Source organism: Luteolibacter arcticus (assembly GCF_025950235.1).
In the GTDB taxonomy this organism is placed as follows: Bacteria; Verrucomicrobiota; Verrucomicrobiia; order Verrucomicrobiales; family Akkermansiaceae; genus Haloferula; species Haloferula arctica.
Genome location: NZ_JAPDDT010000002.1, coordinates 229,401 through 253,868, shown reverse-complemented (window position 1 = coordinate 253,868; position 24,468 = coordinate 229,401). Strand labels below are relative to the sequence as shown.

Below are 24,468 nucleotides of genomic sequence, written 5' to 3'. Positions count from 1 at the left end.
CGATTCTCAACGCGTGCCTTACTAAAATCGCCCAGGAGCTAAGACGGATTGTCATTCCCTCCGCCTTAGAGCCTTCTTGGGATCGTGAACGCGATCCTATCCGTCGTCGTGGCCGTCTTGCTGGCCGGCATAGCCGGTGCCCGGCCAAATATCGTGCTCTTCGTTACCGACGACCAGAGCCCGATCGCCGGCTGCTACGGCTCGCCGATCATTCAGACGCCGCATCTGGATGCACTGGCGAAAGAAGGCACGCGCTTCACCCAGGCCTTCGCCACCACGGCGTCCTGCTCGGCCAGTCGTTCGGTCATCCTTACCGGACTGCACAACCACGCCAATGGCCAGTTCGGCCACGTGCATGACTACCACAAGTTCGAAACCTTCGCGAGCTGCGCCGCGCTCAGCCTGCCGCTGCAACTGAAGTCGCTCGGCTACCGCACCGCGCACATCGGCAAGCTCCACGTGGCACCGGAGTCGGTCTATCACTTCGATCAGTACCTCAAGCCCGCTGGCGGCGGTAGCAACACGCCGAAGTGGATCGAATCCTGCGAGCCGCTCTTCACCGAGAAATCCGACGCGCCATTCTTCCTCTGCTTCTGGACCAATGATCCGCACCGCAGCGGCGCGACCGATGAAAGCGCTCCGGAGAAGCTGAAGCCGAACCGCTTCGGCAATCCGCCAGCCGGTGAATCGTATCCGGGCACGGAGGAAGTCACCTACGACCCGGCAAAGCTGCCGGTGCCGGACTTTTTGCCAGACACTCCGGAATGCCGCCGCGAGCTCGCCCAGTATTACCAAAGCGTGACGCGCACCGACAAAGCCCTCGGCGCGCTGATCGCCGCGCTCAAGGAAGCCGGGCAGTACGACAACACGCTGATCGTCTTCACCGCCGACCACGGCATGGCTTTTCCCGGTGCCAAGACCACCGTCTATGAAGCCGGGCTTCACGTGCCGTTCATCGTCCGCATGCCCGGCACGGCCGGAGGGATCGCAAACGACGCGATGATTTCCCACACCGATATCACGCCGTCGTTGCTCGATGCCGCGGGCGGCTACGACGCGGAGAAGGCTGGCCCGAAGCAACTGCTTCCGGTCGCGACGCTGGGTGTCGGCGAAAACGCGGGGCCCAAGTTCGCGCGCTATCACGGGCGCTCGTGGACCGGTCTGCTAGGAAAGGAACACGGCGAGGGCTGGGACGAGGTGATCGCCTCGCACACCTTCCACGAGATCCAGATGTATTACCCGATGCGTGCGATCCGTGACCGGCGCTTCAAGCTGATCTGGAACATCGCCTCGCCGCTTCCCTACCCCTTTGCGTCGGACCTGTGGGCCGCATCGACATGGCAAGCCCAATACCAGAAGGGCGTCGAGGCACCGTACGGCAAGCGCACCGTCGGCTCCTATATCCAGCGGCCGAAGTTCGAGCTCTACGACCTGATCGCCGATGCGGCGGAGTCGAAAAACCTGGCCGATGATCCGGCATTCGCCACTCAGCTCACCGGGCTGAAGGAGCGGCTCAAGGCGGCCCAAAAGGAGACCGCGGATCCTTGGGTGCTGAAGTGGCGGTATGAATGAGGACGAGCGCCGGATGTTTGTTGTCCGGCAAGGTATTCCTGCCGACGCAAGATCCTGAAGGCAGGCACATTGACATCAACCCGCAGCTCCCGGCGCGGAATCGGTCAATTTTCCCCCGCGTTCTTGCGGCGATCCGCGCGAACCCTCACGCTGCCCGGCGGCACCATGACCCTCTCCGCTCTCGACCTGTTCACCATTGGCGTCGGCCCGTCGTCATCCCACACCGTGGGGCCGATGCGCGCCGCGTGCCGGTTTGTTCGAAAGATCGAGGCGGATGGTCTCGCTTCGCGCGTGGCGAGATTGCGTTGCGATCTTTACGGCTCGCTCGCCGCGACGGGAAAGGGCCACGGAACGGATACCGCAATTCTGTTAGGCTTCCTCGGTGAAGAGCCGGAGACGGTCGTCATCGATTCCATTCCCGAAAAGCTCGCCGCGATCCGTGCGGGGAAATTACTCACGCCGTGGGGAGCCGAGCTGGATTGCGACGAGAAGCGCGACCTCGACTTCAAGCGCCTCAAGCCATTGCCGCTGCATCCCAACGGCATGCATTTCACCGCGCTCGATCAAGACGGAGCGCCGCTCGCCGATGCGGTGATCTACTCACTCGGCGGCGGCTTCATCGCCAGCGAGGCCGAGATGAAAACTCCGCCCGCGGCCGAGATCGAACAGCCCTATCCCTTCACGAATGCCGCGGAACTGATGGCGCACTGCGAGCGGACGGGCCTGTCCATCGCCTCGCTGCTGCTCGCCAACGAGAACGCGCTGCGGCCGGAAGCTGAAACCCGCGCGCGCCTCGACGCCATCTGGCAGGCCATGCAGGCCTGCGTGAAGCGCGGCTGCTCGCAGGAAGGCACGCTTCCCGGCGGCCTGAAGGTGACGCGCCGCGCCAAGGCGATCTACGAGAACCTTCGTAGCAATTCGGAAGCCTGTCTGAATGACCCGCTGACCATCCTCGATTGGGTGAACCTCTACGCGCTCGCGGTGAACGAGGAGAACGCCGCCGGTGGCCGCGTGGTGACGGCCCCGACCAACGGTGCCGCCGGCATCATCCCCGCCGTGCTGCACTATGCGGCGCGTTTCCGTCACCCATCCCACCCGGATGGCGTGCATCGCTTCCTACTCACAGCCGCCGCGATCGGCATGCTCTACAAGCGCAATGCCTCCATCTCCGGTGCGGAGGCCGGCTGCCAGGGTGAGGTCGGCGTCGCCTGCTCGATGGCTGCCGCGGGACTGGTCGAGTATCTCGGCGGCACCCCCAAGCAGGTCGAGAACGCCGCCGAGATCGGCATGGAGCACAACCTCGGCCTGACCTGCGACCCCGTCGGCGGCTTGGTCCAGATCCCCTGCATCGAGCGCAACGCGATGGCCTCGGTGAAAGCGATCAATGCCTCACGCCTCGCCCTGGCAGGCGATGGCTCGCACTTCGTCTCGCTCGACAAGGTCATCAAGACCATGCGCGACACCGGCCGCGACATGAAGAGCAAGTACAAGGAAACGTCCCGCGGCGGCCTGGCGGTGAATGTCGTGGAGTGTTAGAATGCCGACGGGGAAGCTCGGCACGCGGGAGTTGGTTGCTGGCACGCGACGTTCGTTCATTTAAAAGAATGGAACGCTTTTCCACGTAGTCTTCCCAGCATGCCCGTCCGACCTATTCTTTCCTCGTTCGTTCTCCCATTCGTCTTCATCGCGACGCCCCTCGCGGCAGCGGACGAGGCACCTGCCTTCCAACCTCTCTTCAACGGCCGCGACCTCAGCGGCTGGGTGGATGTGAATACCTCGCCCGCGACGTGGACGGTGAAGGACGACCTGCTCATCTGCACCGGCAACCCGATCGGCGTGATGCGGTCGGAGAAGCAGTATGAGAACTTCATCCTGCAGATCGAGTGGCGGCACATGAAGGAGGGTGGCAACTCCGGCGTCTTCGTGTGGAGCGAAGGCACGCCCGCCCCGGGCCAGCGGCTGCCGAAGGGCATGGAGGTCCAGATGCTGGAACTCCAGTGGCTGCGGCTCAATCCGAAGGCCGACGGCTCACCCAACCACCCCGGCTACGTCTCCGGTGAACTGTTCGGAGCCAATGGCCTGCAAGCGGTGCCGGATTTCCCGCGCGGGGAACGCAGCATGTCCAAAGAGATGCGCTGCAACGGCGTGGGCGAATGGAACCGCTATGAAGTCGTCTGCGTCGATGGCGTGATCAAGCTGTCGATCAACGGCAAGTTCGTGAACGGCATGAGCCAGGCGAGCGTGCGAAAGGGCTACCTGTGCCTGGAGGCGGAGGGCTCGGAGATCCACTTCCGGAACATCCGCTTGCTCGAGTTGCCCGGTGGCATGGCGACCGCGGAGCAGACTGCCCCCGTGATTGCGAAGTAGCCCGCCATCACGTCCAGATTCCCTGCGCGAGCAGCTGCTTGGTCGCGGCCTCGCCCCAGCCGCGGTTGGCGGCGGGAGAGGCGGGAGACGGATGCAGAATGCGACCGAGCGTTGCCTTCGTGCCGGTGCGCTCGGCCGCGGCCTTGAGGCGTTCCTCAGCGTAGCCGCCGACACCGATCAAATACTGCGGATCCAGTACTTCCAGAGCGGCGGCGAGGTGATCGAGACAGGCGCTTTCCACCGCCTCCATCTCGTTGGATGGAAGTTTGTCCGGAGTCAGGTTCGCCCCGGTCGCACTCATCCAGACGAGCGGGCAGTAGTTGAGCACGAAGTGTTCGCGGAAGAAATCATCCGCCACAGGATAGCGCTCCGCAAAGAGGCCCCACAGACGGCGGCCGCTGACCTCGGACTTCGGGCAATCGAATCCTTGGACCGGCCGCTTCGGATGCTCAGCCGCCGGCTTGCCAACAGGCGCGGAGATCCCCATCCAATCACGCACCGCCGGGATCTCACCAAACGGCACCCCGGTCTGCGCCATCCCGAACGGCCCCGGGTTCATTCCCAGGAAGACCACCCGCTTCTTCCCGCCACCGAAGCGCTGGAGGTAGAGCTCATGCGGCTCACGGGCGTAGTCGAGCGGCAGATAGACGTGGCTGGCCGTGGAAAAGGTCAACGGTCGCAAGCGGTCGGCAAGCGTGCGGGAAGCGGCGATCAGGGCATCGGACACGCGGCGACTCAAGCGTGGTTTGATCGCTTACGGCAAGATCCGTTGGAAGAACCAGAACGCTCCCGCGGTCGTCACCAACAATGCTGCCGCTGAAACGACGCTACGGGCGACCTTGGGATCTCGCTTCCTTATCACGGAAAGTAGCGGTGCGACGGCCAGGATGATGCACGCCTGACCGATCTCCACGCCGGCATTGAATGAGAAAAGCGACCAACCCAACTGGCTGGGGGGCAGCATCATTTCCTGCAACACGTTGGCGAAGCCGAAGCCATGGATCAGCCCGAAACAGAAAGCGAAGATCAAGCGCGGGTCGCGATGCTGCATCCCCATCAATGCCTGCGCGCCGACGAACACGATGCTAAGGGCGATGACCGGCTCGATGACAGTCGCGGGCGGCGTCAGGACCCGGAAAGTTGCAAGGCAGAGCGTGATGCTGTGAGCGATCGTGAAGGCCGTGACGATCTTCAGAAGATGTTTCAGACTGCCGCCTAATAGCAGAAGACCGATCACGAAAAGGATGTGGTCCGGCCCAATGAAAATGTGGTGAATGCCTTCATAGACAAACTCGCGGATCACCTCTCCCAATCCCTGCGTCGCGCCCACCTGCAACTCAAGGGGCGGTGAGCCATTTTCAAAGGCGTGCTGATAGACCAGCTTGTCCGTGGTGTAGACGTTCAGATACGTGCGGTGCCGGGTATCGTAGGGGAAGAGGTTGCTTTCGATCCGGAGAGCCTTCGGCGGTGCTGTCCAATCTGCATGGAACTCCAGGCGCAAATCGCGCTTGTCCGCAAAGGGAACCATATCGACCAGGCGGAGCGTCACCGGTGCGCCATCGGCGCCCAGCTTGAAGCGGCTGGTGACAAGTTCGGCCAGTGCCAGCCGCCGGGCCTCCGTGAGCGGCACGGCGAGCAACATCGCCGGCTCGGTGTCCGGCATGTAGTGAGCCAGATCCGTGACCGAGGCAACCAAGCTGGCATCCACTCCCTGCCCGCTGACTTTGAGATCCACGAAGCTCGTCGGCTCGTCATGCGCCAGCGCAGGACGGGCAAAGCTGATGAGTAAAAACAGGACGGCACCGAGATGGCGAAGACCGCGGCCAAACCAACACGAGGCACTCACTGTTCAGCAGGGGTGGGGTGATCGCTTTCCGCTGCCATGGAGGCACCGGTGCTCAATTTCTCCAAGGCCGCCCGGGCCTTCGGTCCCTGCAGCGGGTTGAAGCCGGCATTGCGGGAAAGCGCGAGCCGCAGGTGCTTCTTGGCCGACTGCGGCTGCCCACTCGCCGCGGCGATGATGCCGGCATGATACTCCATTTCCACGTCCGGCGTGTTCTGGGAGAGTGCCACCTTCATCACCTCTTTGGCCCTCGGGAGGTTGCCATTCTTGAAATAGCACCAGGCAAGCACGTCGGCCTCGACCACATTGCGAGTGAGCTTGTGCTCTTCCGCCATCCGCAAGGCGACCACCAGATTCCGATCGTGGTCGGCATAGAAGCGGGCCATCTGCATGTGGCCGTGGCCACCCTTGGCTTCCTGCTGCGCATGGAAGTCCTCGACCCGCGCGTAGTAGGCTTCCGCAGCCACGGCGTCGCCTGCGGCTGCCTGGCAATCTCCGGCAATAACGAGCGCCTCGTGATGCGGCTCACTTTCTAACAGGCGCTCGCAAAGGGCGATGGCCGCTGGATAGTTTTCCTTGGCGGCCTCGATCCGCGCCGCGGCCAGGACCACATGGGGATTCGGTGGATTTTTTTCCAAGGCCGGTGCCAGCACCTGCTGCGCCGGGAGCAGGGCACCATCGTTGAAATACATCATCGCCAGCCGCGCGCGGCACCATGCGGTATTCTCCCCATAGGGGGCTCCGGCCTTGATCGCCCTGTCCATCAGGGCGGTGCCATTCATCTTGTCACCGGTCAGCCAGAGCAGGTAGGCGCCGCGGCTCCACGAGGAGAGATCGGGGCGCAGGTCCATCATCTTCTGATAGTATTCATAGGCCTTTTCGTAGTCGCCCAGCTCCAGGGCCGCATCGCCGATGATGCCGGTCGCCGCAATGTGGCCCGGATCGATCTCAAGGGCTTGGTTTGCCCATGCGATGCTCTTGTCGAAGAGGTGGCGGCCACCGGTAACCCATGCCAGCCCGCCCATCGCATCCACACTGCGCGGATCGAGCTCCAGCGCCTTCATGTAGGCCGACTCGGCGTGCGCGTAGTAGCCGGGGTCAGAGGTATCGCGCTGCTTTTGCGCGAGGATGTCGCCGAGAGACACCCACGGGTCTGCCAGTGCGGGATTCGCGGAAACCGTGGCAAGGCACTTGGCCAAGGCCTGATCGGTTGCTTTGCCATCATCGGTTCGCGGAATCGCCGCGAGGATATCGGTTGCTGTGCGGATCGGCGCGGGCTGAGCCACTTCCTTTGACTCCGACGGGTCGCTCACGGAATCGTGTTTCTTCTGCAGGTAGGCCGCGGCGAAAGCTGCCGCGATGCAGAGCAGCAGCGCGGGGATCCGCCATGTCCCCGATCTGCTGGCAGCGGGTGAGGTGTCTTGCGGGATGGAATCCATGGGGAAGGCGCGAGTTGAAAGAGATGCCGGCACCTCCCGTGAGGTTGGTGCCGGCATCCGCATGATGTTGTCAGGTCATTCGAACCGATTCGCTCCGCTCAGTTGTTTTCGCCGGAGTCCTTCTGGTTCCGCAGGCCCGAGTGGGGGGTCGCGGCGTAAGGGAAGGTGCGGTTGTAAAGCTGGTCGTTGGTGTCCACGTTATCTCCCACCACGGTCAGAGGGGCCGCGAAGGCAGGACCATTGGCCAAGGCCGTGAGGGCGATATCCACCACGTCGTCGCCGAAGCGCCGGCCATTCGGCCATCCGGACGGAATCGCCGGGCCCGCTCCGAGGTTCGTGGGGACCGTGTCGCCGCCGATGAAGCTCAGGCGATTGAAGCCGGGATCACCCGCGGTGCGGATCGCATTGGTGGTGGTATTCACCCGCACCACGTCCGGAATGAAGATGCCCACAAGGTCCGCACGGTTCATGGTCTGGAAGCTCGTGCCGTAGAGGGCATTGACCAGTACCGCGAGTTCCGGCTTCTCCGCATACTTCTGGAAGAACTTCTTGTCTTCGTTCGGCTGGGTGCGGTTGTAGCGGTCCTTGTCACCGATCGCGACGAGCACCTCGTTGAACAAGGGATTGCCGAGGCGGTTGACCTGGATCCAGTCACCGCTGTCGCGGTTGTTGAAGGTGGTGCGGCGGAGCGTCATCTCCGGACGGCTGACCGAGGCATAGACGCCCACACCCGTGCTCGCCGGTTGCAGGGCGCCGGTGTATTCATAACTGGGCAGTTGGGTCAGCGGAATGACGATCGCGTAGTGCAGGGTATTGAAGCCCTTGAATCCATCCACGCCATTGCCGTCCTGGCCGAAGCCCGGCGTGCCGTTGTTGTCGAGGATCCGCCCGTCGAGCAGATCGAAGATTGCCGGCGTGTCGGCGTAGAAGCCGTCTTCACGCGGTCCGCAAAAGACGGTGGTGCCGCCGGACAGATCATACGTTGCCTGATTGGTGTAGGGGTCCAGCGCGGCCCGGTTGATCGCTCCGGAAACGGCGAAGCCATTCGCATCGTTGTATCTCGGGGTGATGTTCGGGCCGGTGTTCGGTGGTGCCACGATCAGTCTGAAGCCCCTGTCGAGACGCGTGACGATGTCCTTCTTCGGTCGGGTATCGGTCATCGTGACCGTGTAGGTCTGGACGAAATTCTGGTGTGCGTCGCCGATCGTCTGAATCGCGCCCGCGTCCGGGTTGCCAGCGATATTTGCACCGCGGCCGTAGCGAAGGATCGTGTCGAAGTTCTTGTAGTCGCCGGTATTCGAATCCACGGGCGAGAACTGGAAGTCATAGCGCAGCGCCTCCACGCCTGTCACCGGATTGGTGATGTGAATGCTGTAGCGCGCGTCCGATGAAAAGGCTTCGTACATTGCACCGTCGCCGGGTTCCGAGAAGGGGCGGACGCTGACTTGGACAACCAACACCCGCTCGCCGGTCGGACGGGCACGCACGAAAGCGTATAGGTCGGTGAGATTCGCCTGCGGATCTTGCTTGATCAGCGGGGCGTCGCTGTGGCTGGAAGCGGTCGCCGTCTGGATGGGGCCGGACAACAGGAAAGTGGCGAGGGCGAGGCCTGCCGTGGATTTGATCGGGGTCAAAATAGCGGCCGCCTTCTCTAATCGGCTCGGCTCGGTCGGTTGTGATTTCATGATTTTCAGTTGATTGGGGTTTGTCGGGGGTGAAGCGAATGCTTCAAGAAAAGTAATAATCCCGTAATATATGATTATTAGTTAGGTGGCTTGAATAATCGATTTGCTAAACCATTATGGTTTTAGGAAGTCACGATCACCGCGGGACTGCAGACCGTCGACAGGGTAGCGATCCAAAATCGGCATGCCCCTATTCGGGCCGTCTCCGGGCACCGATCTTGAGCCGGTGAAGCCGAGCTCGAATCCCTCCATTCCGGCTTCCCGCGTCTTTCTTAAAGCTGAGGCCCTAATCAACCATCCCTCCCGCGTCCTTGCTTTCTCGGGAAATCAATCCCTCCACGGGCCATCAAGTGAGACAACGCTACGCAAAGGGCGACCCATCCTCCGACAAATCCCGCCCAGAACTCAAGCGGCAACGGGATTTGTTTCGATGCGCGGACTGACCTCATTGGCATTGGCCCGGCTTGAGGAAATAAATGTCCTGCGGAAAGCGGAACTGAAGGCGAAGTTCGGCACCGAAAGCGTGGGAGCGCGCGAGCTAGGCATCCTCTAGCAGAATCCGCTACGTCGCCGTGGGAGGCTTCAGGTGGTCCCTCTCCCCCCATCCCTCGGACGTCGGAACCGATCCGCCGGGGAACAGCGGAAAGCCATCCGTCCCGATCATCCGCTCCAGCCAAGTGGAGAAGGAAACATCGCAGCGGAACTTGTCTTCCTGGTCCGAGGAAATGACCGGTTCACCAAGGTCGCCGTAGTCCCACGAGAAGACCACATCCACCTCTCCGTCAGGCTTTCGCCGGAGGGCAAAGCGCGCAGTCTCCTGTGGCAGGCGGGCGAAGTAGAAGAGCGTCACCGGCTCGTTCCGCGGCACATCCCAGCCCTCGATGTCGTCCCTGATGTCTTCCGCATCCCAAAGGCGAATGATGGATCTTCCAGCGATGAGGTATTCGCGGAAGATGGAGCAGAAGAAACGGTAGTCGTCCGGCAAAGGAAACCCCAGCTCCTCCGCCAACTCCTCCTGAGCTCCGCCACCGCGGATGCAAAGATCGCTGTATTCGATCGTGCCGCGCTGCGGACCCTTCGCCGGCTTGGCCCCGGCGAAATCGCGCCCGCCAGCGGACTTCATCTCCGCATATTGCTCCTTCATGGCCACCAACCACCAGCCATCATCCTTCGTGTAGCGACGCGGTGTCGCGACTCTTTCCGTCAGCTTGGAGAGCAGGGCATTCATTCATAGCAAGGTGCGAGCCGCCGCGATGAGCGCGACATCGGCGATGCGGCGCTCGTATTCGCTGGGCACGGTGAGCGCCCCCATCGGGTTGTCGGGACTCCGGAAGGTCGGAAGGTCATGAGGCTTTCGTGAACGCTGCGGACGGAGAGATGGACTTGGTTCGCGCCGGTACGGCGGATGGCTTCCGCAACATGCTCCGGCTTGATTTTATTGGGGTCGGTTCCCGCATTAAAGCATCGGCTCGACCTTGTCACGGCGCTTCGTTGGCGCTGGACGGTTTCGCACTGAACCAGGTCATCCGGTTGAGCGGTCCCGGGTGGCAGTCACCAATCAACCCCTCCGGCGTCCTTGCTTTCGCGGCGCGATTCCTGCAGGATACCGGATCATGAAAAGCGGCATCATTGATATCTTCGCGGACGCCTTTGGCTGGGTGCTGGGAAAGGCCGGGCTTTTCGTGCTGGCGGTCGTGACGGGAGTATTGATTGGCGCGGCGGGCTTGTGGGCCGGCACCAAGACAGGAGATGGAGCCTTCGGCTTCCGTGAGGTCGCCTCGGTACCCGGCTTTCTCATGTGGGTCGGCGCGATCTTGCCGCAGGGCGTGCTGATGTTTTGGGCGGGGATGATTTTCGTGCGGTCCGAGTCGGTGGAAGCGAAGCACTGGGGTCAGTTGGCCGCGATTCAGGCGATCCTGCTAACCCTGTGTTGCTCCAAGGGACTGCCGGAAGGCTTGCTCTCGCGAGTGGTCGCATGGTCCGTCGTGTTCGCCGGGGTCGCGGCTGTGACGACCGGGCTACGCCGACTGGAAGGTCGCCGGCAGCGTCGTGGCGAAGAGCACTTGGCCCGCCTGGAAGAAGAGAATGCCCTGCGGAGGGAAGAGCTGAAGGACAAATTCGGGACCGAAAGTGTCGGAGCGCGCGAGTTGGGGATTCTTTGACGGGTTTGCGCGCCATGTCGCATCAATCGTCCTGCGCGAGCTTCAGGTCCGCGACGAACTGCCGGTATTCCACTTCCTTCCTCAGCTCGTCCACCCGCAGCAGATACGAAGGGTGAACCGTCAGGATCACTCGCTCGGCAAGTTGCGGCGCGGCCACGAGTCCCCGCTGCTTGGTCACCTGCACGCCCGGACCTAACAGCGAGCGCGCGGCGGTAGCGCCTAACAGAATCACGACGCTTGGTGCGATGTGGGATAGCTCTGCCAGCAGCCACGGCTTGCAGGCATCGATCTCCCCGGCGTCCGGCTTCTGGTGAAGGCGCAGCTTGCCGCGCGGCGTCCACTTGAAGTGCTTCACGGCATTCGTGACGTAGATCCCGGACCGGTCGAGGCCGGCTTCTTCCAAGGCACGGTCGAGCAGCTTCCCCGCCGGCCCGGCAAAGGGACGGCCTTCCAGATCCTCGCGATCACCAGGCTGCTCGCCCACGATCATGATGCGCGCAGTCTCCGGCCCCTCGCCTGGCACCGCCGCCGTGGCGTGCTCCCAAAGCGGACAATGGCGGCACGCGTGGATCATGCGATTGAGCTCTCCGAATTCGGCGAACGATGGAGGATTCTCCGGCACCTCCACTGGCATCGATTGCTCACGCAGCCGATCGAGGTAGGCATTCGCGGGCGCCCTCTTCACGTCGCGGAGCGGACCGTCGATCATCGCGCGGCTCCGGCATGCGCTGTGTCGTGACAGTTCGTCGATCAAGTCGGCTTCCGGCAAGTTCTTCCAGTAGCGCCTCGGCATCTCCGACTGCATCGCCTTCAGCTTGAGCCGCGAGGGATTGAAGATGCTGCGGTAATAGGTCCTCCAGATGCCTTCGAGGGCGTCCGGATCATCGCACGGATTCCGCGTCACACCGGGTGCCAGCTTGAACTCGCCACCGATCCAGTGCGTGCAGCCCTTCGGAGTGAAGATGGACCAGTCCATGTTCGCGAAGCGCTTGCAGAAAAACGGCGAGGCCGCTTCCACGATGAAGTGGTCGGGCTCGAACCATGCGACGAAGCGCTCGCGGCCATCCTCCGTTTCCCCGACCTTCCGGAAGCGCACGAAGGCATGCATCTTGTGGATCTCACGGCGGACGTTCTTGGCAAAGAGTCGCACCATCGCCACATCCGCATCGCTGGCGATTTCCATCAGCCTCCGCTCGCCCCCTTTCACAATTCGCCAGAGAATGCGGTAGAGCAGCGCCCAGCGACGTGGATCGGCATGGCAGGCAGCATTCCGGGCCAGATCCACGAAAGCGGGCGGCACCGAAATGGAATCGGACACCATTGAAACCACAGGTGCGGACTCGAACAAGCTGCCCGCCGGAGCTTCCCAGATCACCTCCGCCGGAGAAATGTCCCGCGCCAGAAGCCCGCGCGCCGCGGCCCGCCACGACACAAAGGAATCGCCGGGATCAACGCAGTCCATCGCCGAAGAGATCGAGTTGGACCGGTCGCGGTGCCAACCGCGCCAGCAGGCGATCGGTATCAAGTCCCTCCCGCGCCGGATGATGGTCCGCGACGATGATGAAAGGCCTCACCTTGGGCAGCGAGATCCGCAGCCGCGCCAGGTCTGTTAGGCGCAAAATCGTGAGCCGACGGATCGACAGGATGCGGTCCACGTTCTTCACGCCAAGGCCCGGCACGCGCAGGAGCTGGTCGCGGGGTGCCGTCTGGAGATCGAGCGGGAATTCGTGCCGGTTCCGAAATGCCCAAGCGAGCTTCGGGTCGAGCGTCAAATCCAGATTCGGCTGATCCGGTGTGAGGATCTCCGAAGTACTGAATCCATAGTATCTCATCAGCCAATCCGCCTGATACAGCCGGTGCTCCCGCATGAGCGGCGGCGCCGATGGCGGCAAGATGGACGATGGCTCGGGGATCGGGCTGAACGCGGAGTAATAGACCCTCCGCAGCCGGTAGGCCCTGTAAAGCTCGTCGGACCGCGCGAGGAAATCGGCATCGGTGGAGGCATCCGCGCCGACGATCACCTGGGTGCTTTGCCCGGTGGCATGGCGCAGCTTGCGATCGCCACCGCGCTTGCGGTCCGCCGCATCGTCCAGCTTCACGCGGATCCGGCCCATCGCCTGTTTGGTGCGGCCGAGGTTCTTTTCCGGAGCAAGGCGGTCGAGGCTCTGTTGGGTGGGCAGCTCGAGATTGATGCTGATGCGGTCGGCATAGCGGGCAGCCTGCTCGATGAGTTCTGGCGAGGCCTCGGGGATGGTCTTGAGATGAATGTAGCCGCGGAAATCGTGCTCTTCCCGCAGCGTCCGGGCGACGCTCACAACCTGCTCCATTGTATAATCGGCACTGCGGATGATGCCGGAACTCAGGAAGAGGCCCTCGATGTAGTTCCGTTTGTAGAAGTCGAGCGTCAGCTTCACCGCCTCCTCCGGCGTGAAGGCCGCGCGTCGAACGTTGCTCGATCTACGATTGATGCAGTAGTGGCAATCGTAGAGGCAGCGGTTGGTAAGCAGGATCTTCAGCAGCGAGATGCAGCGGCCGTCCGGAGCGTAGCTGTGGCAAATCCCTGCGCCACCTGCGGAGCCCAAGCCCTTCCCATTGCTGGAGTCGCGCTTGTTTGCACCGGAGCTTGCGCAAGACGCGTCGTATTTCGCGGCGTCCGCCAAGATGGAAAGCTTCTGGTCGAGATCCATACTGTTCGTGCGGACAGTATTCCAAGCGGGTGGAATCGCGAAGGAAAAGTTAAGAAGGGAGGCAGCAGTTAGAACGGCAGAATGCACGACTTTCGCAGTCGCTTGCTTGCTGCCCGCTTGCCGTTAGACTGGCGTCCCCCATGGAACGATTGCGGCATTCCGATTACCGGCGCTTGCTCGACTTCGTCGCCGGCCTGCAAGAGCCGATGCCGGTGGGCGCGTTCGGCGAGCGAATCGTGGCGCTGACCGCCGAGCTCTTGCCAGGGGCGACCATCGCCTTCGACCAGATCCGCGAATCCGACAGCCAGTATTCCATCGACCACAATGTTCCACTGGACGCCGCCGATCAGATGCGCATGGCGGCCCGCATCGCTGAACTCTATCGCGAGAATCCGGTCTACAGCTACATCCAGGGAGGCGGGACGGGACCGGTGGTGGACATTTCCGACCTGATGCCGCGCCGTCAGTTTCACAAGACCGACTTCTATCAGGACATCTTCCGCCCCCACGGCATCAAGCATCAGGTCAACGTCCTTTTGTCACGCGAAGGGTGGATCAATTCCCTCACGATCAACCGGGACCGCGCGATCGACGGTCGCTCGAAAACGATGCTCGAGCTGGCGAGCCGCCACATCCGGCTGGCGCACCGGCAGGCCTGTTTGACCGACCGCCTGCGCCAGGGAGGTACGGGCGAATCGCTCACGACGCGCGAGGTCGAGGTCTTCGGCTGGCTCCGCGAAGGTAAGCGGAATTCGGAGATCGCCATCATACTCGGCTGCTCGTCCCGGACGATCGACAAGCACGTGGAAAACATCCTGCGGAAGACCGGCGCGGAGACCCGGACTGCGGCGGTAAGGGCGACTCGCGGCGAGTGACGCCGCGTACGCTGTCCTGCGTATTTTCACGAGAGCTGATTTTTAGGAGACTGTGATGGTTCATCCATGGCCATCGCGTTGGTTCGTCTTTTCCCCTCCCAGTGAACCTCCGGGAATGCCACGGCGGAATGTCTGGCTTCATCGCCTGACCCGCGCCCTCCGCCCTCTCACCCGGCGGAGGGCGCGGCATCCCTGCCGCAGTCTCCCGCTATCACCCATGCACCCCACCCGCTTGTTACCTGCCTGCGTGGCACTCGCCGCCTGCACCGCCGAAGCCGGGATCTTCACTCCCCAGGGAGTTTGGCAATTGGACTCGGGCTTCGCCGGTACCTTGCCATCCCATGTCGTACTCGATGCCTCCACTCTAACCGCGGGGGTAGACTACAGCTTTGGCACCGATGGCTCCGGCTACCAGTTCCTGCAGACCCAGCCCTTTTCCACTCCGGCCAAGCGCTTGATCGTCACGAATGCCGCCGGACCGAATGGCGGCCCGGGTGCGACCCGGACGAATCAGTGGAGCATCGTCATGGATGTGAAGCTGGATGCGCTGCAAACTTACGCCGGGCTGATCCACTTCAATCCGCTCAATGACACCGACGTCTCGATCTATGTCTTCTCGACGAATAACCTGACCGGCAGCTTGAACTCGGGGCTGAGTTCATCCGGCGCTATCGCGGTGAACACATGGTACCGGCTCGCCATCACCTGCGGGAACGATGGCAACGGTGGGGGGACGACGATGAAGTGCTACCTCAATGGCGTGCCGAACGGCACCCCGCGCACCAGTTCCTTCGACGGCGCATTCTCCCTGCAATCCTCCTTCCTGCTCTTCTCGGACAATACCGTGGGAGGCTCCGAACTGAAGCCCGCCAAGCTCAGCACGCTCGGCTTCTGGGCGGAGGAACTCAGCGCCGCGGACATTGCGTCGCTCGGCGGGCCCACGCCGCAGGGGATCACCCTGCCGGTGCCCACCACCGTTGCCGCGGCTTCGCCCTACATCCATGGAGCGAACATCGGCTGGATCCACGCGGCGGCTCCCGTCAATGGCGTCGTGATCGGTGAATACGCCAGCTCCGGCTACGCTCACGCCGCGAACTGTGGATGGATCCATTTCGGCGATGGGACGCCGGTGAATGGCATCCGCTACTCGAACGCGGACGGCAACGATAGCGGCGTGAATCACGATGGCATGGGAAACCTCTCCGGCCTCGCGTGGGGCGCGAATCTCGGGTGGATCAATTTTGGACTCGATGCCACCGGTTCCCCGCGGCCGACGACCGACGCCAACCGGCCACGTTTCGATCTCCTGACCGGCCAGCTTGCCGGCCTCGCCTATGGGGCCAATGTCGGCTGGATCGATCTCTCCAGTCTCAAGACCGCCACCCTCCATGCGCCGGATACCGATGGCGATGGCATCACGGATGCCTGGGAGCGCGAGAAATTCGGCAGTCTCACTGCCGCCAGCGCCACGACGGATGCGGACAAGGACAGTGTGTCCGACAAGGACGAGCATCTTGCCGACTCGAATCCCAACGACTCTAACAGCCGCTTGCGAATCGTCAGCCAGCAACTCGGGTTCTTCCCCGGCGAAGGATACAATAGCTGGGATGCGACCTTCACCAGTTCACCGCGGCGACTCTACCGCTACCAGACGTCCCCTGATGTAGGGGTAACACCTTGGTACAGCGAGACGTCCCTCTTCCCCGGCTCATCCGGCTCCACCACTTCACAAGGAATCTCTGTCCAGCCTTCACCCCGGAATTTCTTCCGCGTCCAAGTCGCGAAACCCCTTCAGCCATGACCCGCCTCCACTTTGCCATCGCCTCGATTTTCCTGCTTCCGCTTCTCGCCGGAGCCCAAGGACCGATCACCCCTCCGCCCGGTGTCCCCACGGCAGGGATGAAGACCTTGCAAGAGATCTGGGACAAGGTGAACGGCCAACCGGTGGAGAAGCGCATCCCGCTTTCCGCACCCGCGACACTCAACGCCCCGGGGTCCTACTATCTCACCGGCAATATCACGTCGGCTTCGGGCACTGCGTTTAGCATCAATGGAGCCGGGATCACGCTCGACTTGAACGGGTTCACCATCGACGCGCGCAGCAATGCCGATGGCGACGGGATCGTGATGAGTTCCACCGCGCGCAACGTGCAAATCAAGAACGGCCAAATCCTGGGAGGTGTGACGCGGACATCCGGAGTTTTCAGCGCGGGAAATTTCGAGGGAATCGTAGGATCCAATGGCACCACTGGTGTGATCATCGAAGGAGTGAGCGTCTCCGGGGCGAAGTACGGGATCGACGTGAAAGTGATCGTCGGCAGCGTGGTGAAGGACTGCACGGTGAGCCTCTGCAGCTCCCACGGGATCCGTGCGGCGAGTGTCGTCGATAGCAGCGCCTTCGTCTGCGAAGCCACCGGGATCGAGGGCGACAGGGTGAGCGGCTGCACCTCCGAGTCGCTCGGAGGCGGGCCGGGTGCGCCGACGGGTATCCGTGGCGGACAGGTCAGCCACTGCCACGCAAAGGGTGCCGGCACCTCCGGTGGCACGGGAATCACCGCCGACAGCGTGACCGATTGCGTGGTCACCAATACGGGCAGCGGCGCGGGAATCTTCGCGGACGTGATTTCTAACAGCAAGAGCACCGTGACCTCGGGCAATGCCATCGTCGGCTCCACGATTACGAATTGCACCGGCATCACTGCCAGTGGATCGCGGGCGATCTGGGCCTCCAATGGCACGGTGAGCAACAGCCGCGGCGAACGCAGCTCCGGAGGCGGGACCGCCATCGAAGCCGTCGTGGCGACCGGCTGCACGGCACCCGCCGGACAAGCCATCACGGCCACCGTGAAACAGAACTGTGTGCCATGAGATCTAACAGCAGCCTCCTGATGAAAGCTCCCTTCCTCGCCATCGCCTCGTTGCTGTTGCCGCCGGTCTTCGCCCAAGGCCCGCTGACGCCGCCGGCGGGAGCGCCCGCCGCGAGCATGAAGACGCTCCAGCAGCTTTGGGACAAGATCGGCACGCTCGAGACCCAGGCGGCGCAAACGCAGGCCGACCTCACCGCGGCACGCACGGATCTCACCCGGCTGAAGGAAGACCATCAAGGCCTCATCAATCTACTCGCCGCATCGAACGTCGAGATGGCGTGGAACATCCAGACGGTGGACAGCACCGGCAACGTGGGTGGAGCCTCATCGCTCGCGTTCGGCCCTGACGGTCATCCGGCGATCTCCTACTACGACTCCACGAATACCAATCTCAAGTTCACCCGCTTCAATGGCAGCGCCTGGGCCACGGTGACCGTGGACGTCAACGCAGGCGACGTCGGTAACAAGTCATCGCTGAAATTCGGACCGGATGGCCACCCCGCAATCGCCTACTACGACTTGACCAATGCCGACCTGAAGTTCGCGCGATTCAATGGCAGCGCCTGGAGCACGGGTGCGGTGCCCGATCCCATCGCCAATGTGGGCACCTATTGCTCCCTCGCCTTCGGACCGGACGGCCAGCCTGCGATCGCTTACTTCGACTCGACGAATACCAACCTCCGATTCGCCCGCTACAATGGAAGCTCTTGGGTCTTCTCCTCTCCGGATGAGGATGCGGGAACGGTGGGTTGGCATGCCTCGCTGGCCTTCGGTCCCGACCAGCAGCCGGCAATCTCCTACTACAACCAGACCGGTGCCCAGTTGAAGTATGCCCGGTTCAACGGCAGCTCCTGGCTGCTGGAGCCGGTGACTTCCACCTCATCCTTGACCGGAGGGTTCAGCTCGCTCGCCTTCGGACCGGACGGACGGCCCGCGATCTGCTGCCGTCATATTGCGAACGGCACGGTCTGGGTTTTCCGGTTCAATGGCCAGACATGGCCGGGCACATCCTTCGACGGCGGCGGTGATCCTGTCACGGGCAACGCCGCATTCGCCTTTGGACCGAATGGACAGCCGGCGGCCTCCTACTTTTACACCGGACCGGCAGATCTGAAATTCGCCCGCTTCGATGGCAGCACGTGGACCATCAGCATGGTGGATGGCGATGGAACCGGGGGCTCCTACATCGTCGGGTCTTCCAGCTCGATCGTCTTCGGCCACGATGGGCAGCCTGCCATCGCTTACTCGGACTCCATGAACGGCGACCTGAAATTTGCCCGCCGCGGCGTTTTCAAGCAGGCACCGTGAGACGGTCAGCCGTGGCCCAAACGGGCCGCGGCAATCAGCGCGGCATCGGCGACGCGGCGTTCGTATTCGGCCGGCACCGTCGTCGCACCCATCGGTATCTCGGGACGGCGGAATGTCATCGGGCTGTTCTGAACGGAACGGGCGGACAAGTGGACCTGGTTCACGCCGGTGTGGCGGATGATCTCCGCGACATACTCCGGCTTGATCCCTCCGCCGGGAAGGATTTCGAGACGATCCCCGGCTTGTTGCACGAGAGCAGCAATGGGATCGAGCGCCTCCATGACGGAGGGCGCGCCGCCACTTGTTAGGATACGCTCGAAGCCGAGTTCGGCGAGCGCTTCCAAGGCAGCGGGAAGATCGGCGCAGACATCGAAGGCGCGATGAAACACGGCGGGAAAGCCGTCGCAGGCATCGAGCAACGTTTCAATGGCAGCAAGGTCAAGAGAGCCATCCGGAGAGAGGCAGCCGAAGACGACGGCATCAGCCCCGAGGTCGCGGGCGAGTTCGATATCGGCGCACATGGCTGCGATTTCCTCCGGCTGATAGAGGAAGTCGCCACCGCGCGGGCGGATCATCATCGCGATCTCGCCGGGAAAGAGAGTCCGCGCCTGGACGACCATGCCACCGCTGGGCGTGAGGCCGCCTTCCGTGAGCGAGGCACAGAGCTCGATGCGGTCGGCACCCGCTTCGGCGCAGGCGAGGATGGAGTCGAGGGAATCGACGCAGATTTCAAGGGTCATGGGAATCGGGGAAGCGCCAGCGGCGCGGGCATCTACCACCTCCCATCTACTATCTACCATCCCGAATCTCCCAAACTCACGAGTGGCACATGAGACGAAGATGCGCTTGGATAGCAGCGATGATTCCCGAGCGGCTCGACGTTCACCTGCACGACGGCACCCCCGTGGTGGCGCGGCCGTTGACGCCGGCCGACCGGGACTATGTGGCGGACGGCTACCGGCTCCTCTCACCGGAAGCGCGCTACCAGCGGTTCTGGGTGCGGCAGGGAGAAATCATCGGGGATGCGATGCTGGACCGCCTGCTCTCCGGCCGGTTGCCCGAGCACGCGATCTGGACGGTCTTCGATCCGACCCGGGAGGGCTTTCCTGGACTGGGCGCGGCAAGTTTCTGGCGGTCCGAAAATGATCCGCTGGAAGCGGAGTTCTCGGTCACCGTCATGGATGCCGATCAAGGCCGCGGTGTGGCGACGCTGCTGCTTTCCATCCTATGGCTGGTCGCATTCCGTTGCGGCATCGAGACGCTCACCGGCTACACGATGCCGGAGAATTCGCGGGCGCTGCGGTGGATGCGCGACACCGGCGCCGCGGGCGAGTGGGACGGCTACAATGCGGTCTTTCGCTGGACGCTCGGCGACCTGAATGCGATCCCGGCGACACCCGCCGGAGCGGACTTGGCCGGGCGGTTGGCCGAGCTTTCGCCGGTGATGTTGTAGGCTGGTCAGCCGGGGGATTTCACGACGCCCTTTTCGCCAAAGAGCGCGCTCGGTTTCGGCAGCTTTTGGCGGCGCAGTCCGAATTGACGAACGGCGTGGCGCTGAAGGTGGGCGATCGCGTCCGTGACATCGTCGGTCAGGAAGATCAGCTCGGGATCGCCCGGGCTGATGGTGCCGGCCTCGGCCATGTGATAGACGAAGTCCATCAGCGGCTGCCAGTAGTCCTTCCCCATCAGGATGATCGGGAAATTGCGGATCTTGCCGGTCTGGATCAGCGTCATGGTCTCGAACATCTCGTCAAGCGTCCCCGCCCCGCCAGGAAGGACAACAAAGGCGTACGAGTATTTGATCAGGATGGTCTTGCGCGTGAAGAAGTAGCGCATGGTCACCGAGCGATCGACATAGGGATTGAGATGCTGCTCGAAGGGTAGCTCGATATTCACGCCGATGGAGCGGCCGCCAGCCTCGTGCGCGCCGCGGTTTCCCGCCTCCATGATGCCAGGGCCACCACCGGTCATGACGGTGAAGCCGAGCTCGGCGATCGCCGCGCCCATCTGGCGGGCCATTTCGTAATAGGTCGTGGCCGGCTGGGTGCGGGCGGACCCGAAGATGGTGACCGCCGGTCCCACGAAATGCAGGGTGCGGAATGCCCGCACGAAATCCAAGCCGACGCGGAAGATGGTGCCCAGATCGTGCAAGCGAGAGCGCGGCCCGGCGAGAAAGCCTCGTTCGGGGATTTCCAACTCGAAGCGCTCTTCTTCGCGAATCGCTTCCGGGCTGATCGCGTGCTCCGCGGTCGGTTGTGGAAGGTCGGGGCAGTCGGGCGGGCTCATGAGGGGATTCTCTAACACGACATTCAAGGCGATGCCACGGGGAATCCCCAGCACTTCCGGACTCGCAACGAAGCCTTGCGTTCACCATCGTCCCGCGGACGCTTGCAGGCGACATCCGCGGCGCGATTCCGTCCGCTTTTCAGATCACCACCGATCCCTATCCCATGAAGTTCGACGCATTCCTGATGATTGCATGGCTCGCCCTAATCGGGCCGCTTACCGCCCAGAATGTGGCAGTCGGGCCGAATCTCGAGATCCGCGAAGTCAAGAGGTCGGCCGTGCAGGTCGCCTTCGCCTCCACCGATACCAAGGTGTATCAATTCGAAATATCGGCCGATCTTTTTCACTGGGACCGGGAGGGCTACGCGTTCCGGGGAACCGGCGGCCGGATGTCGGCGGTGCTCTCGAACCGTGGATTGGAACGCGCCTACTTCCGGCTACGGGATGATGCTTCCGCGGAAAGCGCTGCACCCTATGGCCCCTACGGACCCTATGGCCTCGCCTCCATAAACGGCCAATGGGGGCCAACGGTGACGGGAGGAGGCACCGCCACCAACCCGCAAGACATCGTTTCACCGCCGGTGCTGCCCCGGACCCAAGGCCGCATCCTCGCCAACCGTCTTAACGGAGGTGCGAAGGCATTTCGCTTGAGCTGCCTGCTGCTCGGCGACTCCTACGTGGCAGACTTGCGCGGGGTGCTCGATTCCCAGGTGGCACCGGTGCGCGAGCTTGGATTTGGCCCGGTGGCGGTGATGGAAGGTGGCGCCACGGCGGAGTTCGAGCGATTCGATCTGGCTCCCACCGGCACGGTTTGGAAGCTCGATGGCAACGGCCAATCCGCACAGTTTCCGCCGGAGATCGAAGCCTATCGGATCAAGGTGTTCTATTCCACCGCGGCGGATGGAGGATCCTTTGCCTTGGAGACCAGCACGAACGGCGGGGCCTGGCAGCAGGTGAACGGTCCGCCATCGATTACAACCGCATCGGCGGAAGGCGTTGGAGCCGGTGTCTTCAGCTACGACTTCTCTTCGACCGAACGGCGGCGAGTGCGTGCAAAATGGGTATCCGGCACCGTCCGTGTGCTGGGCTTCGTGCTTTCGGACATCCGCGATAATGCGGCCGTCAACCGGGGTGGCTGTGCCGTTCACGATCTCGCGCAGGGCGGCATCGAAGTGTTCAGGGGAGGCGAGACGCCGCAGGGGGTTTGGGACACCATCTTGCGCAATATCCAGCCCGACTTCTGCACCTACAAGGCCTTGGACCTATGGAAGCCGGACGAGTTCAGCGAATACTACGGCAGGATCCAACAGGCCTGGCCAATGGACTGGGTGATGGTGTCACGCCACCCGATGAATGCCGCCTATTACCCGCCGAATGCCGCTGGAAACGAGTTGGTCACCGAAGATCTCGCCCTGAGGGACTTCGCGCTGGCGAAAGGACAATTGTTCATCAATGCGCGCAGCATGTTCCCCGACATCGACACGATGATCGAGCTGCGCCTGGTCGCCGACGGTGACGTGCACCTCACGGCGCTGGGGAACAACTATCAAAACCAGATCATCATGGACGCCCTGTCGGCCGCCCTCAAGCCGTCCGCGGCCAACGGCGGGATGGTGAACCGGGCGGATTTTGAATACGGCACCCGCTTCCGGCGCAATGCCCTTGGAATCGTCGGCGCAGCCGGGCCACAAATGATGCTGGACCTTTGGTCGAGCGTGAACAGCGGCGTGAACTACCGGCCGATGTTCGCGGTATCCAAACTCGACGACACGGAGACGATCGGCCTCCACAGCGGCAATTCCAACCGCTGCTTCGCCATCATCGGCAACGGGGGCAGGTTGCTCTGGAACAACTCGAACTCCGGCTGGGCAGACGGCTTGCCGCAAGCCTGGCGGGGGGCGAGCGCCGGTGCCGAGTTCTTCGCGGGAGATCGCACCGGCACGCCCTCGCTGGCAGTATCGTCGACCAGCGCGCACACCGGTGATGTCTTTGCGGTGTTCAAGGACGCCAGTGCCGGTTCCGCAGGAACGCGGGCAGCGGGCATTGCAAAAGACGGGTCTGCCGACTTTGCGCGGCTCAAGGCGGAGCTCCCGGTTTACTCCGGTCACGCTGCCGCGGACAGCGACGCGGGATTGAAATCGGGGCAATTCTACAAACTTTCAACGGGGCGCACGGTCTATCAAAAGCCATGAATCATTGCGAAAAGCCCACTTAACCGCCAAAAGCTTGCGGAAACAGAGGTGCGTGACACCTTCCCGCCCAGCGCATGCTGCCGCATAAGAAAAACGAAGCGCAGGACGAAAGTGACGGACTGCGCGCGGGATTCGAGGTCCGAGTGATCGGCGAGAGCCGGCAAGCTCCCGTGCCTGAAAACGGCAATCGTCTGGAGATCGGCCTACAGATCGGGCCCGGTCAAACGAATGCCGGGCCCGACCGCCGAGCGACCGGCCCGGTGCATCGACTGGAAGTGGAGGAAGCGCCAGAACCCCTGCGCGCTCGCCCAATGAGCGAGCTGGGGCCGGCAGCGCCCTACGTGCCGCGGCGCAAAAGAACAAAGCGGAGCCTTACCACCTGGACCGTGTGGATGGCGGCGGGAACTTGTACGCTCGCGGTCGCCGCCGTCACGGGAGTCATGGTGGCAAGGGCCAAGCAATCCCAAACCCCGGAATCCGCCATCACCTTTGTGCCCGAAGAATCCTTCGGCAAAGAGAAAGCGTACTTCCTCGAGCACACGGGCGCGCTGACCCGCGAGGCTGAAGTCCTTTTGGAACAATACTCGGCGGCAACGTCAGCGGAGCAAGTGCTGCCGCTGGTAAGGGATGCGTCACGCGTCAGGGAGCGCCTGACCGCGCTCTGGCAACCGATGGGTAGTCTGGCAAAGGATCTACCCGTCGAAACCCTGATCTCGGACAGCGAAGCCCGCCCGGCGCTCATTCTGACCGGCACCAAGGCGGACTTTACCCGCTTCGAGTTGGTCTTTGTCCGCGAGGGCAGCCAGCTGAAGATCGATTGGGAGGCCAGCCTTGGCATCGGCGAGGCCCAGCTCCCGGAACTGCGGAATTCGAAAGCGGTGGTGAAGGGTGCCAAGGTTCGCGTGGTGGTCCAACCGGGCGGCTTTTACACGCCGGAGTTCCCGGAGTCGGACTTCCGGTCCTATCAGTTGCTCGATGGGGCGCGCGAGGAGTTCGTGTGGGCCTTTGTCCGGCGTTCCTCGCGCACGGCGGGTTTGCTTGAGGCGGAGTTCAACGAAAGCTCCGTGCTGCTTGAGAAGACCAACGCAATTCCCGCGACGCTGAGGATTTCCGGCCCGCTACGTGAAGGTGTGCACCTGTTTGAAATCACGGAGATGCTTCACAAAGGCTGGGTCAGCCCGTAAC

20 protein-coding genes are annotated in these 24,468 nt (G+C 62.8%); 11 read left to right on the top strand and 9 right to left on the bottom strand.

The genetic code is table 11. The features are described 5' to 3' along the window. Positions 1–84: 84 nt before the first annotated feature. The 3 genes from OKA05_RS05855 to OKA05_RS05845 all read left to right on the top strand — a co-directional run bounded on the left by OKA05_RS05855 (position 85) and on the right by OKA05_RS05845 (position 3,939). Positions 85–1,572, top strand: coding sequence for a sulfatase family protein (locus OKA05_RS05855; protein ID WP_264486178.1), 1,488 nt, complete (start codon positions 85–87; stop codon positions 1,570–1,572). Positions 1,573–1,737: 165 nt separating this feature from the next. Further along, positions 1,738–3,108, top strand: a complete 1,371-nt coding sequence (locus OKA05_RS05850) for an L-serine ammonia-lyase (protein WP_264486177.1) — start codon at positions 1,738–1,740, stop codon at positions 3,106–3,108. A gap of 99 nt (positions 3,109–3,207) precedes the next feature. Further along, positions 3,208–3,939 (top strand): 3-keto-disaccharide hydrolase, encoded by a 732-nt coding sequence (locus OKA05_RS05845; protein WP_264486176.1) that lies wholly within the window; start codon positions 3,208–3,210, stop codon positions 3,937–3,939. A gap of 7 nt (positions 3,940–3,946) precedes the next feature. Here OKA05_RS05845 and OKA05_RS05840 read toward each other — a convergent pair whose 3' ends face one another. The 5 genes from OKA05_RS05840 to OKA05_RS05820 form a co-directional block, all read right to left on the bottom strand. Further along, positions 3,947–4,666: a uracil-DNA glycosylase family protein gene (locus OKA05_RS05840; RefSeq protein WP_264486175.1), complete on the bottom strand. Its 720-nt coding sequence runs from the start codon at positions 4,664–4,666 to the stop codon at positions 3,947–3,949. A gap of 27 nt (positions 4,667–4,693) precedes the next feature. Further along, positions 4,694–5,785 carry a HupE/UreJ family protein gene (locus tag OKA05_RS05835; RefSeq protein ID WP_264486174.1) on the bottom strand — a complete coding sequence of 364 codons (1,092 nt, stop codon included), beginning with the start codon at positions 5,783–5,785 and terminating at the stop codon, positions 4,694–4,696. After that, entirely contained in the window at positions 5,782–7,221 is a 1,440-nt protein-coding gene (locus OKA05_RS05830) for a tetratricopeptide repeat protein (RefSeq protein WP_264486173.1), read from the bottom strand. Before OKA05_RS05830 ends, OKA05_RS05835 begins: the two co-directional genes overlap by 4 nt. 98 nt (positions 7,222–7,319) lie before the next feature. Then, entirely contained in the window at positions 7,320–8,906 is a 1,587-nt protein-coding gene (locus OKA05_RS05825) for a DUF4331 domain-containing protein (protein ID WP_264486172.1), read from the bottom strand. A gap of 562 nt (positions 8,907–9,468) precedes the next feature. Next, on the bottom strand, positions 9,469–10,134 hold the full coding sequence (locus OKA05_RS05820) for an SMI1/KNR4 family protein (protein WP_264486171.1): 666 nt from the start codon (positions 10,132–10,134) through the stop codon (positions 9,469–9,471). A 385-nt stretch (positions 10,135–10,519) separates the two neighbouring features. On the opposite strand from OKA05_RS05820, the gene OKA05_RS05815 reads away from it, so the two are divergent. Further along, the gene (locus OKA05_RS05815; RefSeq protein ID WP_264486170.1) at positions 10,520–11,068 is read left to right on the top strand and encodes a hypothetical protein; all 549 of its coding nucleotides are present in this window, start codon (positions 10,520–10,522) and stop codon (positions 11,066–11,068) included. A 22-nt stretch (positions 11,069–11,090) separates the two neighbouring features. On the opposite strand, the gene OKA05_RS05810 is transcribed toward OKA05_RS05815, so the two are convergent. Both OKA05_RS05810 and OKA05_RS05805 read right to left on the bottom strand, forming a co-directional pair. Then, positions 11,091–12,530 carry a UdgX family uracil-DNA binding protein gene (locus OKA05_RS05810; protein WP_264486169.1) on the bottom strand — a complete coding sequence of 480 codons (1,440 nt, stop codon included), beginning with the start codon at positions 12,528–12,530 and terminating at the stop codon, positions 11,091–11,093. Further along, positions 12,517–13,755, bottom strand: a complete 1,239-nt coding sequence (locus tag OKA05_RS05805; protein ID WP_264486168.1) for a putative DNA modification/repair radical SAM protein — start codon at positions 13,753–13,755, stop codon at positions 12,517–12,519. Before OKA05_RS05805 ends, OKA05_RS05810 begins: the two co-directional genes overlap by 14 nt. A gap of 140 nt (positions 13,756–13,895) precedes the next feature. Between OKA05_RS05805 and OKA05_RS05800 the strand changes: the two genes are divergently transcribed. The 4 genes from OKA05_RS05800 to OKA05_RS05785 all read left to right on the top strand — a co-directional run bounded on the left by OKA05_RS05800 (position 13,896) and on the right by OKA05_RS05785 (position 18,805). Continuing rightward, positions 13,896–14,630: a helix-turn-helix domain-containing protein gene (locus OKA05_RS05800; RefSeq protein ID WP_264486167.1), complete on the top strand. Its 735-nt coding sequence runs from the start codon at positions 13,896–13,898 to the stop codon at positions 14,628–14,630. 217 nt (positions 14,631–14,847) lie between these two features. Further along, entirely contained in the window at positions 14,848–16,431 is a 1,584-nt protein-coding gene (locus OKA05_RS05795; protein WP_264486166.1) for a LamG-like jellyroll fold domain-containing protein, read from the top strand. Beyond that, positions 16,428–17,498 (top strand): hypothetical protein, encoded by a 1,071-nt coding sequence (locus tag OKA05_RS05790; protein ID WP_264486165.1) that lies wholly within the window; start codon positions 16,428–16,430, stop codon positions 17,496–17,498. Before OKA05_RS05795 ends, OKA05_RS05790 begins: the two co-directional genes overlap by 4 nt. 20 nt (positions 17,499–17,518) lie before the next feature. Then, positions 17,519–18,805 carry a WD40 repeat domain-containing protein gene (locus OKA05_RS05785; protein ID WP_264486164.1) on the top strand — a complete coding sequence of 429 codons (1,287 nt, stop codon included), beginning with the start codon at positions 17,519–17,521 and terminating at the stop codon, positions 18,803–18,805. 5 nt (positions 18,806–18,810) lie between these two features. Here OKA05_RS05785 and OKA05_RS05780 read toward each other — a convergent pair whose 3' ends face one another. Then, on the bottom strand, positions 18,811–19,545 hold the full coding sequence (locus OKA05_RS05780) for a copper homeostasis protein CutC (RefSeq protein ID WP_264486163.1): 735 nt from the start codon (positions 19,543–19,545) through the stop codon (positions 18,811–18,813). 89 nt (positions 19,546–19,634) lie between these two features. Between OKA05_RS05780 and OKA05_RS05775 the strand changes: the two genes are divergently transcribed. Beyond that, complete coding sequence (locus OKA05_RS05775; RefSeq protein ID WP_264486162.1) at positions 19,635–20,258, top strand: GNAT family N-acetyltransferase; 624 nt, start codon at positions 19,635–19,637, stop codon at positions 20,256–20,258. A 5-nt stretch (positions 20,259–20,263) separates the two neighbouring features. Here OKA05_RS05775 and OKA05_RS05770 read toward each other — a convergent pair whose 3' ends face one another. Next, positions 20,264–21,091, bottom strand: coding sequence for an LOG family protein (locus OKA05_RS05770; RefSeq protein WP_264486161.1), 828 nt, complete (start codon positions 21,089–21,091; stop codon positions 20,264–20,266). Between the two features lie 164 nt (positions 21,092–21,255). On the opposite strand from OKA05_RS05770, the gene OKA05_RS05765 reads away from it, so the two are divergent. Together OKA05_RS05765 and OKA05_RS05760 are read left to right on the top strand one after the other, a co-directional pair. Then, complete coding sequence (locus OKA05_RS05765) at positions 21,256–23,283, top strand: hypothetical protein (protein ID WP_264486160.1); 2,028 nt, start codon at positions 21,256–21,258, stop codon at positions 23,281–23,283. 74 nt (positions 23,284–23,357) lie between these two features. Then, entirely contained in the window at positions 23,358–24,467 is a 1,110-nt protein-coding gene (locus tag OKA05_RS05760; protein ID WP_264486159.1) for a hypothetical protein, read from the top strand. Position 24,468: the final 1 nt, after the last annotated feature.